10 protein-coding genes are annotated in these 9,782 nt (G+C 71.1%); 6 read left to right on the plus strand and 4 right to left on the minus strand.

Going from position 1 to position 9,782, the window contains the following annotated elements:
- On the plus strand, positions 1 to 1,305 hold a 1,305-nt coding region (locus tag ACFWBB_RS41615), incomplete at its 5' end, for an LCP family protein (protein ID WP_385284217.1).
- Between the two features lie 130 nt (positions 1,306 to 1,435).
- Positions 1,436 to 1,798, plus strand: coding sequence for a four-helix bundle copper-binding protein (locus ACFWBB_RS41620; protein ID WP_020128538.1), 363 nt, complete (start codon positions 1,436 to 1,438; stop codon positions 1,796 to 1,798).
- Positions 1,799 to 1,865: 67 nt separating this feature from the next.
- On the opposite strand, the gene ACFWBB_RS41625 is transcribed toward ACFWBB_RS41620, so the two are convergent.
- The gene (locus ACFWBB_RS41625; protein WP_385284219.1) at positions 1,866 to 3,146 is read right to left on the minus strand and encodes an LCP family protein; all 1,281 of its coding nucleotides are present in this window, start codon (positions 3,144 to 3,146) and stop codon (positions 1,866 to 1,868) included.
- Positions 3,147 to 3,266: 120 nt separating this feature from the next.
- Here ACFWBB_RS41625 and ACFWBB_RS41630 point away from each other — a divergent pair, with 120 nt between their 5' ends.
- Positions 3,267 to 3,827: an acyl-CoA thioesterase gene (locus ACFWBB_RS41630; RefSeq protein ID WP_385284222.1), complete on the plus strand. Its 561-nt coding sequence runs from the start codon at positions 3,267 to 3,269 to the stop codon at positions 3,825 to 3,827.
- Between the two features lie 122 nt (positions 3,828 to 3,949).
- Here the strand turns inward: ACFWBB_RS41630 and ACFWBB_RS41635 are convergent, their stop codons facing one another.
- Entirely contained in the window at positions 3,950 to 5,107 is a 1,158-nt protein-coding gene (locus ACFWBB_RS41635) for an acyl-CoA dehydrogenase (RefSeq protein ID WP_385284225.1), read from the minus strand.
- Positions 5,108 to 5,305: 198 nt separating this feature from the next.
- On the opposite strand from ACFWBB_RS41635, the gene ACFWBB_RS41640 reads away from it, so the two are divergent.
- The gene (locus ACFWBB_RS41640; RefSeq protein ID WP_385284228.1) at positions 5,306 to 6,649 is read left to right on the plus strand and encodes a UDP-glucose dehydrogenase family protein; all 1,344 of its coding nucleotides are present in this window, start codon (positions 5,306 to 5,308) and stop codon (positions 6,647 to 6,649) included.
- Between the two features lie 144 nt (positions 6,650 to 6,793).
- Here ACFWBB_RS41640 and ACFWBB_RS41645 read toward each other — a convergent pair whose 3' ends face one another.
- A complete protein-coding gene (locus ACFWBB_RS41645; RefSeq protein ID WP_385284231.1) occupies positions 6,794 to 7,396 on the minus strand; it encodes a CGNR zinc finger domain-containing protein in 603 nt (200 codons plus the stop codon).
- Between the two features lie 105 nt (positions 7,397 to 7,501).
- Between ACFWBB_RS41645 and ACFWBB_RS41650 the strand changes: the two genes are divergently transcribed.
- Together ACFWBB_RS41650 and ACFWBB_RS41655 are read left to right on the plus strand one after the other, a co-directional pair.
- Positions 7,502 to 7,861, plus strand: coding sequence for a VOC family protein (locus ACFWBB_RS41650; protein ID WP_385284234.1), 360 nt, complete (start codon positions 7,502 to 7,504; stop codon positions 7,859 to 7,861).
- A gap of 89 nt (positions 7,862 to 7,950) precedes the next feature.
- Complete coding sequence (locus ACFWBB_RS41655; protein WP_385284237.1) at positions 7,951 to 8,349, plus strand: VOC family protein; 399 nt, start codon at positions 7,951 to 7,953, stop codon at positions 8,347 to 8,349.
- A gap of 103 nt (positions 8,350 to 8,452) precedes the next feature.
- Here ACFWBB_RS41655 and ACFWBB_RS41660 read toward each other — a convergent pair whose 3' ends face one another.
- Entirely contained in the window at positions 8,453 to 9,604 is a 1,152-nt protein-coding gene (locus ACFWBB_RS41660; protein ID WP_385284239.1) for a dipeptidase, read from the minus strand.
- Positions 9,605 to 9,782: the final 178 nt, after the last annotated feature.

The raw sequence follows: 9,782 nt of genomic DNA on the forward strand, positions 1-9,782 counted from the left end.
GTGGTCGCGGGCCTGGACGCGGGCATCGCCCGGGTCGACCCCTTCAAGGACATGAAGAACCGTCCGCGGGGCGGTCACGGCATGAACGTCCTGCTGGTCGGCACCGACGGGCGCGACGACATCACGGAGGCGGAACGCCGCCGGTACCGCCTGGGCGGGGCCCCCTGCCACTGCACCGACACGATCATGATCGTGCACATCTCGGGGGACCGCGAGCGGGCCAGCGTCGTCAGTCTCCCGCGCGACTCCTACGCCGAGACGCCCCCGCACACCGACCAGGTCACCGGCGAGGAACACCGCGGCCACCCGATCAGGATCAACTCGGCGTACGCGGAGGGCGGGCCGCAGCTCACCGTCCGCACGGTCGAGAGCATGACCCACGTGAAGATCGACCACTACCTGGAGGTCGACTTCACCAGCTTCATGAAGACGGTCGACGTGCTGGGCGGTGTGAAGGTCTGCACGGCGCAGCCCCTGAAGGACACGTACACGGGACTGGACCTGGCGCCGGGCACGTACACGCTCAAGGGCGGCCAGGCCCTCCAGTACGTCCGCTCCCGGCACGCGGACGCCTCCTCCGACCTGGGCAGGATGAAACGCCAACAGCGCTTCCTGGCGGCCCTGGTGGACCGGGCCACCTCCTCCGGGGTCCTGCTGAACCCCCTGAGGTTCCGGGACGTGACGCGGGCGGTGCTCGGCTCCGTGCGGGCCGACCGGGGCTTCGGCACGGACGAACTCCTCGACCTCGGCCGGGCGATGCGCACCTTCTCCCCCTCCTCCTCCGAGTTCACGACCGTCCCCATCGGGCAGATGGGGTATGTCGTGAAGGGCATCGGCTCGACGCTGAAGTGGGACCCGGTGAGGTCGCGGCGCCTCTTCCGGGCCCTGCGCGACGACGAGCCCCTCGCCACGGGCGCCCGGCCCGGCGACGACGACGCCCGCGTGGACGTCGCCCCGCAGCAGATCCGCGTCCAGGTCGAGAACGGCACCCGTACGGCGGGACTCGGCAGGCGGGTCGACGCGGCGCTCGCGGCGACGGGCTTCCGCACCACCCGGCAGCCGGTCGGCGCGGCCTCCCCCACCGCCCGGCGCACGGTCGTCGCCTACGACCCCCGCTGGGACCGCTCCGCGAAGTCCCTCGCGACCGCCCTTCCGGGCAGCGAGCTGCGGGCCGTGAAGGGCCTCGGACCGACCCTGAAGGTCATCGCGGGGACCGACTTCCGCCGGGTGCGCAAGGTGCGGGCCGCCCATGCGGAGCAGGGGGAGTTCGGCGTGGTGCGAGGGGACGAGGTGGGCTGCTCCTAGGCGGATGTGCGCTTCTGGTGCAAAACGTACGGAACGGTCCCGTCCTCCCGATGGCGCGGGGCGGGTGGGAGGCGTACGACGGAAGGGCACGCACGGGGCCCGCCGGGCCCCCTCACCCCCAGGAGGAGCCATGACCCAGCCCGGAACGATGACCGCCATGAGCAAGGAGATGCAGGACTGCGTAGAGGCGTGCATGTCCTGCCACAGCATGTGCGAGGAGACCATGAGCTCCTGCATGCAGATGGGCGGCCAGGCCCAGATGCAGATCATGCGCGCGCTGATGGACTGCTCCGAGACGACCCGCATGTGCGCCGACATGATGATGCGGCGCTCGCCCATGTCGGCCGAGATGTGCGCCATGTGCGCCAAGGCCTGCGACATGTGCGCCGAGGCGTGTATGGCCATGCCGGACGATCCGCAGATGATGCGCTGCGCGGAGTCCTGTCGCCGCTGCGCCGAGATGTGCCGCACGATGGCCGGCGCCACGATGTGACCGCCGCCTGAACGCGGGCAGGGGCGCCCGGTGCGGGCGCCCCTGCTCATGGGTGGGTCACTGCGGCTCAGTTGCCCGAGACGGTGACCTTCTCGTCGTTGTTCAACTCGTTCACCAGCTGCTTCACCTTCGTCTTGTCCCAGACGAGGTTGCCGCCGGAGGAGCCGGATATCGGCATGTTCAGCGAGGTGCCGTCGCCGCCGTTGACACCCTTCATCGCGAAGAACATGGAGCCCAGGTCGTACAGTCCCATGTCCTTGTCGACGATGAGCGAGTCCAGGCCGGCGCCCAGCGTCGGATAGAGCTTGAAGGGGTTCAGGACCGTGCCGGGGGTCGCCACCTCGTGGGCGAGGGCGGCGAGGAACTTCTGCTGGTTCTTGGTGCGCTCCAGGTCGGACGCGGCGAACGCGTGCCGGGTGCGGACGAAGGCCAGCGCCTCCTCGCCGTTCAGCGTCTGCTTGCCCGCCTGGAAGTCGGCGCCCGAGTACTTGTCCTTGAAGGCCTTGTCGATGGTGATCTCGACACCGCCGACCGAGTCCACGATGTTGGCGAAGCCGGCGAAGCCGATCTCCACGTAGTGGTCGATGCGCAGACCGGTGTTGAACTCGACCGTGCGCACCAGCAGTTCCGGGCCGTCCGTCGCGTACGCGGCGTTCAGCTTCGTGTGCCGGCCGGTGCCCTTGTACGTCTTGCCGGACTCGGAGCCGACGAACGTCGGGATCTCCACGTCCGAGTCGCGCGGCAGCGAGACCAGCGTGTCGCCGTTGGACCCGACGTGCAGGATCATCATCGAGTCCGTGCGCTTGCCCTCGGCGGAACCGGTGTGCAGTTCCTTCTTCTCCGCGGCGGACAGGCCCTCACGGCTGTCGGAGCCGACGATCAGGTAGTTCGTACCGTCGCCCCCCTCGGGCCGGTCGATGACCTTCGACAGGTCGACCTCGCGCCGCAGCTTGCCGTCGGCCCAGAAGTAGGTGCCCACCGATGTCACGACCAGCACGGTCAGGACCGTGATCGCCGTCCACTTGATACGACGGCGCCAGTTCGGCGCGGGGCGCGGGGCGCGGGTGTCGACGCCCCCGGGGCCGCCGGAGTCGCCTCCGCCCCCGTAGACCTCGCCCGAGCTGTAGCCGCTGTCGTACCCGGTGTTCTGGGCGTTCGTGTAGTCGCCGTACCCCTGACCGTTGACGTACGACGGCTGCGGCGGGACTCCGGCGCCCTGTGGCGGGGCGGCCGGGCCACGGCGGACCTGCCGCATGACACGCGCGCTCTCGGGCTGGGCACCGGCGCTGCCGGCGCCGTAGCGGTTGCCGCGGTCACTGTCGGACCATCCCTCGGGCCAATCGTTCATGCGGACCAGTGTGCAGGGCAGTGCTGTGTGCCTTACAAGGGCCGTCGGAGAATCAGGGCCCCGCTGTTGCCAAGCTGACACAAAATCCCGGGTTGTCCCCCTCGGCATAAGGTGGAGGACATGACAGACCAGGTCACCGCGGCGGACTCGGGCAGCACCCCGGACATCCCGGGCAAGCCCGCATCCGCGTCCCGCACCACCCTCAGCCACATCATGACCCACAACGACACCAACCTGCTGGGCACGGTGCACGGCGGCGTGATCATGAAGCTCGTCGACGACGCGGCGGGCGCGGTGGCCGGACGGCACTCGGGCGGGCCCGCCGTCACCGCGTCCATGGACGAGATGGCCTTCCTGGAGCCGGTCCGCGTCGGTGACCTCGTCCATGTGAAGGCACAGGTCAACTGGACCGGCCGGACGTCGATGGAAGTCGGCGTCCGGGTCCTGGCCGAACGCTGGAACGAGTCCGCTCCGGCCACCCAGGTCGGCTCGGCCTACCTGGTCTTCGCCGCCGTCGACGCCGACGGCAAGCCACGTGCCGTCCCCCCGGTCGTCCCGGAGACGGAACGCGACGAGCGTCGCTACCAGGAGGCCCAGATCCGCCGCACCCACCGCCTGGCCAGGCGACGCGCGATCATGGAGCTGCGTGAGCGCCGCATCGCGGAGGGGTTCGGGGACTGAGCCGAGGCGGCCGGCGAGCAGAACGACCGCGTGGCTGCGGCCCCCGGCGCGATGCCGGGGGCCGCTGGTGTCGGCGCGGGCCGGTGCGTGCCGCCGAAGCGGGGCCCGGCCACGAGCATCCGCTACGGGAGGTTGCGGGCCATCACGATCCGCTGAACTTGGTTCGTGCCTTCATAAATTTGCGTGATCTTCGCGTCGCGCATCATCCGCTCGACCGGGTAGTCGCGGGTGTAGCCGTAGCCGCCGAGGAGCTGGACCGCGTCCGTGGTGACCTCCATCGCCACGTCCGAGGCGAAGCACTTGGCGGCCGCGCCCTGGAAGGTGAGGTCGGCGTCGAGGCGCTCGGACTTGGCCGCCGCCGCGTACGTCAGCTGGCGGGCCGCCTCGATCTTCATGGCCATGTCGGCCAGCATGAACTGGATGCCCTGGAAGTCGGCGATGGCCTTGCCGAACTGCTTGCGCTCCTGGACGTAGCCCTTGGCGTAGTCGAAGGCTCCCTGGGCGACGCCCAGCGCCTGCGCGGCGATGGTGATGCGGGTGTGGTCAAGGGTCTTCATCGCGGTCGCGAAGCCCGTGCCCTCCTCGCCGATCATGCGGTCGGCCGGGATACGGACGTTGTCGAAGTAGACCTCGCGGGTCGGGGACCCCTTGATGCCCAGCTTCTTCTCCGGCGCGCCGAAGGAGACTCCCGGGTCGGACTTCTCCACGACGAAGGCCGAGATGCCCTTCGAGCGCTTCGACGGGTCCGTCACCGCCATCACCGTGTAGTAGTCGGAGACGCCCGCGTTGGTGATCCAGCGCTTCACGCCGTTCAGGATCCAGTGGTCGCCGTCCCGGACCGCCTTCGTCTTCATACCGGCCGCGTCCGAGCCCGCGTCCGGCTCGGAGAGGGCGTACGAGAACATCGCGTCGCCCTTGGCGAGCGGCGTCAGGTACCTCTTCTTCAGGTCCTCGGAGCCCGAGAGGATCACCGGCAGGGAGCCCAGTTTGTTCACCGCGGGGATCAGCGAGGAGGACACGCAGACCCTCGCCACCTCCTCGATCACGATCACCGTGGCGAGGGCGTCCGCGCCGGCGCCGCCGTACGACTCGGGAACGTGCACCGCGTGCAGGTCGCTCGCCACCAGGGCGTCCAGCGCCTCCTGCGGGAACCGGGCCTCCTCGTCCACCACGGCCGCGAACGGAGCGATCTTCGCCTCGGACAGCGCACGGATGGCGTCCCGGAGCATGTCGTGCTCCTCGGACGGGCGGTACAGGTCGAAGTCAGCCGATCCGGCCAAGGTGTCTCACGCTCCAAAACGCTACGGTCACCGACGCTAATTACCGTTAAGTAACTCAAATTTTAAGGGTCTACAAAGCCGAGTGATACGTGAGCTTGGCGACAGGGTCCTCCCGCCTGACAACTGCCCGGTGAGGGGAGCCGGCACGCCCCGACTATGCTCGGGCGCGCAGCGACGACACCCCCACCAGGAGCATCCATGGCCCTCAAGATCACCGTGATCGGCACCGGCTATCTCGGCGCCACGCACGCCGCGGCCATGGCCGAGCTGGGTTTCGAGGTGCTCGCTCTCGATGTCGTGCGGGAAAAGATCGAGATGCTCGAACGCGGCGAGACCCCCATGTACGAGCCGGGGCTCGAGGAGCTGCTGCGCCGGCACGTCCCCGGGTTCGAGGGGTCCAGCGGGCGGCTGCGGTTCACCCAGGACTGGGCCGAGGTGGGAGCCTTCGGTGACGTCCACTTCGTCTGCGTCAACACCCCGCAGAAGCACGGTGAGTACGCGTGCGACATGTCGTACGTCGAGTCCGCCATAGGCTCCCTCGCCCCTTATCTGACGCGGCCCGCGCTCGTCGTCGGCAAGTCCACCGTGCCGGTGGGCTCCGCCGACCGGCTGGCCCGGACGATCGCCGAGCTCGCGCCCGCCGGTGCGGACGCCGAGCTCGCCTGGAACCCGGAGTTCCTGCGCGAGGGGTTCGCGGTCCAGGACACCCTGCACCCGGACCGCATCGTCGTCGGGGTGCGCAGCGAGCGGTCCGAGGCGCTGCTGAGGCAGGTCTACGAGACGCCGATCGGGGAGGGCTCGCCGTTCGTCGTCACCGACTTCCCCACCGCCGAGCTGGTGAAGACCTCGGCGAACTCCTTCCTCGCCACCAAGATCTCCTTCATCAACGCCATGGCGGAGGTGTGCGAGGCCGCCGGCGGCGATGTCGCCAAGCTGGCCGAGGCCATCGGGTACGACGACCGGATCGGGAAGAAGTTCCTGCGGGCCGGGATCGGGTTCGGCGGTGGCTGTCTGCCCAAGGACATCCGGGCCTTCATGGCCCGTGCCGGTGAGCTCGGGGCCGATCAGGCGCTGACCTTCCTGCGCGAGATCGACTCCATCAACATGCGTCAGCGCGGGCAGATGGTCGAGCTGGCACGGCAGGCGCTGGGCGGCGGCTCCTTCCTGGGCAAGCGGGTCGCCGTGCTCGGCGCCACCTTCAAGCCCGACTCCGACGACGTACGGGACTCGCCCGCCCTCAACGTCGCCGGGCAGATCCATCTCCAGGGCGGTCAGGTCACGGTGTACGACCCGAAGGGGATGGCGAACGCCCGCCGGGTCTTTCCGACGCTCGGCTACGCGGACTCGGCGCTGGAGGCCGTCCGGGGCGCCGACGTCGTACTCCATCTCACCGAGTGGCGGGAGTTCCGCGAGCTCGACCCGGCACAGCTCGGCGAGGTCGCGACGACCCGGCTGGTCCTCGACGGACGCAACGCGCTCGACCCGGTCCTGTGGCGCAAGGCCGGATGGACGTACCGGGCGATGGGCCGCCCGACCGCGTAGGCATCGCGCCGCACAGACATCCCGGCCGAAACGGCGTACGCAGCGACGCCGGTTCGGCCGAGGCTCAGTCGGCCGAACCGGCGTCTTGCTGCATTCTGCACCACCGGCCTGTGCCTCGGCCGGTGAACTACTTCGCCCGGTGAACTACTTGGCCCGGTACCGCCGCATCTTCGCGCGCGCCCCGCACACCTGCATCGAGCACCAGCGCCCCCGGCCCGCCGGGCTTCGGTCGTAGTACGCCCAGTGGCAGGTGGCGGCCTCGCAGGCCTTCAGCCGGGTCCAGGTGCCCGCGATCAGCGCCTCCGCCACGGCCTCGGCCGTACGCGAGAGCAGCGGGGCCGCGCCGCCGGGGTCGGGAACCCCAGTTACGGGACCTGCCGGAGCGCGGCCCGCGGGGGCGGGACCGGCTGGGGCGGGACCGGCTGGGGCGAGGCGGGCGGAGCCGTCGTGCTCGTCGATCGCCAGCAGCAGGGGCGCCGCCGCCAGCAGCTCGCCCAGCGGGGTCACCTCGCGGTGCGGCGGATGGCCCGCGTGTGCCAGCAGGGCCGCGCGCAGGGACTCACGCAGCTCGCGGGCCCGCGACAGCTCGCCCGCGGCGCTCCCCCCACCCGCAGTGCCCTCCGGCAGCCCGAAGCGTGCCCGGCCCTCCGGTGTGTCCAGCGCGTCCGCGCCCGACTCGATGTCCAACGTGTTCACCAGGGACTCGATCAGGGCCAGGCCTCCGGGAGCGGCCGATCGGTCATTCATGCTTGCGACGTTACCGCCAATAGGGAAGCATGCAGTAACCGTTACCGGTTACTCGCCCTTATGGGTAACCGGAAGGCGGTTTCGTTCCGACCGTGAGGAGAAGTCATGTCTCTCGCCAAGCTGCGTGTCGTCGTTCTGGACTGTCCCGACCCGGGCGCGCTGGCCGGTTTCTACGCCGAGGTGCTGGGCGGCAGCGTCGAGGGTGAGGGGGACTGGGTGGATGTGAAGGTGCCCGGCGGTCAGTCGCTGGCCTTCCAGGCCGCCTCCGGGTTCGTACCGCCCGAGTGGCCGGCGCCCGAGCACTCGCAGCAGTTCCATCTGGACCTGACCGTGGACGATCTGGACGCGGCCGAGCGGGGCGTGCTCGCGCTGGGCGCGAAGCCGCTCGACGCGGAGGACCGCTCGCGCGGCTGGCGTGTGTACGCGGATCCGGCGGGGCACCCGTTCTGCCTGTGCAGCTGCTGAACCGCCGGCACGGCCTTTCCAGGCCGGCCCGACTGCGGCAGCCCGTACGACCGCCGAAGCCCTGTACCGCACTCGAGCCGGAGGAATCCATGCCGTCCGTCGCCCGTTTCCGTTCCGTGGTCCTCGACTGTCCCGATCCGCGCGCGCTCGCCGACTTCTACGCGGCGGTGCTGGGCGGTACGCCCGAGGCCGAGGACGGAGAAGAGGACTGGTACGTGCTCCACGTCCCCGGCGGCCCCCGGATCGCGTTCCAGCAGGTGGAGGGGTACACCCCGCCGGAGTGGCCGCGCGCCGACCGCAATCCGCAGCAGTTCCACCTCGATCTGGACGGCGGCGCCACCTGGGCGGAGATCGACGCGGCCCACGAGCGGGTGCTGGCGCTCGGCGCGCGGCCGCTGGACCTGGAGGACCGGGAGAAGAAGGACTTCCAGGTGTACGCCGATCCGGCGGGGCACCCGTTCTGCCTGTGCCGGACCGAGCGCCCGTAGCAACCGGTGCGCCCGTAGTTCCTCCGCCCCGATCGGTCGGATCCACCGATCCGCCGGGCGGGGCCTATCCCGCCGGGATCCACCGGAATCCACCGGGCAGGGGCTATCCGTCGAGCTCCTCGATCCTCGCCGTCGACGGCATTCTGCGGTCCTGCACCGCACGGGCCGTGAAGTCGGCGGTGCGCAGCACACGCTGTACGTTGCCCCAGGTCAGCAGGGTGATGTCGGTTTTCGGCCAGCCTCGGTCGAGCAGCTCGGCGATCAGATGCGGATAGCCGCAGGCGTCGGTGAGGCCCTGCGGATGGGCCGCGCCCGAGTCGTGGGCGCCGGACAGGCCGACGCAGCCGGGGCCGGCGACCGCGCGGACGTGGTCGAGGTGGTCGGCGACGTCCCGGAGGCTCGGGCCGGTCTGCTCGGAGGTCAGCGGCACCAGGCACAGTCCCTTGGCCGCGCCCAGCCCGGCGAGCAGGTCGTCGGGCAGGTTGTCGGGGTGGGGACGCAGTGCGCGGGCCGCCGAGCGGGTGCACAGGACCGGCGTCTTGGAGAGGGCGAGGACGCGGCCGACGGTGGCGTCGGAGGCGCCGGAGAGGTCGGCGAGCACGCCGAGCCGGTTCATCTCGCGCACGACTTCCTCGCCGAACCGGGTCAGCCCCGCCTCGCCCGCCCAGGAGGTGCCGCCCAGGGTGAGGACGCGCACGCCCAGCGAGTGCAGCACGCGCAGGATGCTCAGGGAGTCGTCGAGCGCGGCGGCGGTGGCCGGGCCCAGGACCACGGCGACGCGGCCGCAGTTGCGGGCGTCGATGACCTGGCCGGCGCTGCGGGCGAGCCGCAGTCCCTCGGGGTGGGCGGCGATCACCGACCGGACGAGATCCAGCTGCTCCAGGGTGGCGCCGACGGCCCGGCCGGCGGCGAGTCCCTCGGGCAGGTGCAGCGACCACAGCAGCGCGCCCACGTGACCCTCGCGCAGCCGGGGCACGTCCGTGGCGACGGCGCTCTCGCCGAGCTGGAGGTCGTACCAGGGCAGGTGGCGCGGGGCCCAGGGCAGTCCGCTGTAGCCGTCGGCGACGGGGTGCGCGGCGAGCAGGGCACGGGCCCGCTCCAGCGGGGTGCCCACCGCGTCCGCGAGGTCCTGGCCGTCCCGGGTGGTCCCTTCGGCCGTGAGCCGCGCGTCCGGGGTGACGGGGGGCGCCTGCGCCTCGTCGTCGAGCTCGCCGACCTCGGGAAGGGTGTGCGGCTCGTCATGGAGGTCGGCCACGGCGGTCTCCGTACGTCGGTCAGCAGTACGGTCACCGTCGCACGGGGGGCGGCGCGCTTCCTGGTGGACGGGGCGTTCGGGGGACGGACGCGCCGGTCAGGTGCCCTGCGCCGGCCGATCGCCTCGTCCGGGGTGTCCCGCGGGACCTGGCCGGCGGGGCGGTCGGCTCCCACCGACC

This window comes from Streptomyces sp. NPDC060000 (assembly GCF_042737375.1).
Classification (GTDB): domain Bacteria; phylum Actinomycetota; class Actinomycetes; order Streptomycetales; family Streptomycetaceae; genus Streptomyces.

Coding starts and splice junctions, on each gene's coding strand:
- ACFWBB_RS41620 (WP_020128538.1), top strand. CDS start 1,436: ATGACCCAGCCCGGAACGATGACCGCCATGAGCAAGGAGATGCAGGAC.
- ACFWBB_RS41625 (WP_385284219.1), bottom strand. CDS start 3,146: ATGAACGATTGGCCCGAGGGATGGTCCGACAGTGACCGCGGCAACCGC.
- ACFWBB_RS41630 (WP_385284222.1), top strand. CDS start 3,267: ATGACAGACCAGGTCACCGCGGCGGACTCGGGCAGCACCCCGGACATC.
- ACFWBB_RS41640 (WP_385284228.1), top strand. CDS start 5,306: ATGGCCCTCAAGATCACCGTGATCGGCACCGGCTATCTCGGCGCCACG.
- ACFWBB_RS41645 (WP_385284231.1), bottom strand. CDS start 7,396: ATGAATGACCGATCGGCCGCTCCCGGAGGCCTGGCCCTGATCGAGTCC.
- ACFWBB_RS41650 (WP_385284234.1), top strand. CDS start 7,502: ATGTCTCTCGCCAAGCTGCGTGTCGTCGTTCTGGACTGTCCCGACCCG.
- ACFWBB_RS41655 (WP_385284237.1), top strand. CDS start 7,951: ATGCCGTCCGTCGCCCGTTTCCGTTCCGTGGTCCTCGACTGTCCCGAT.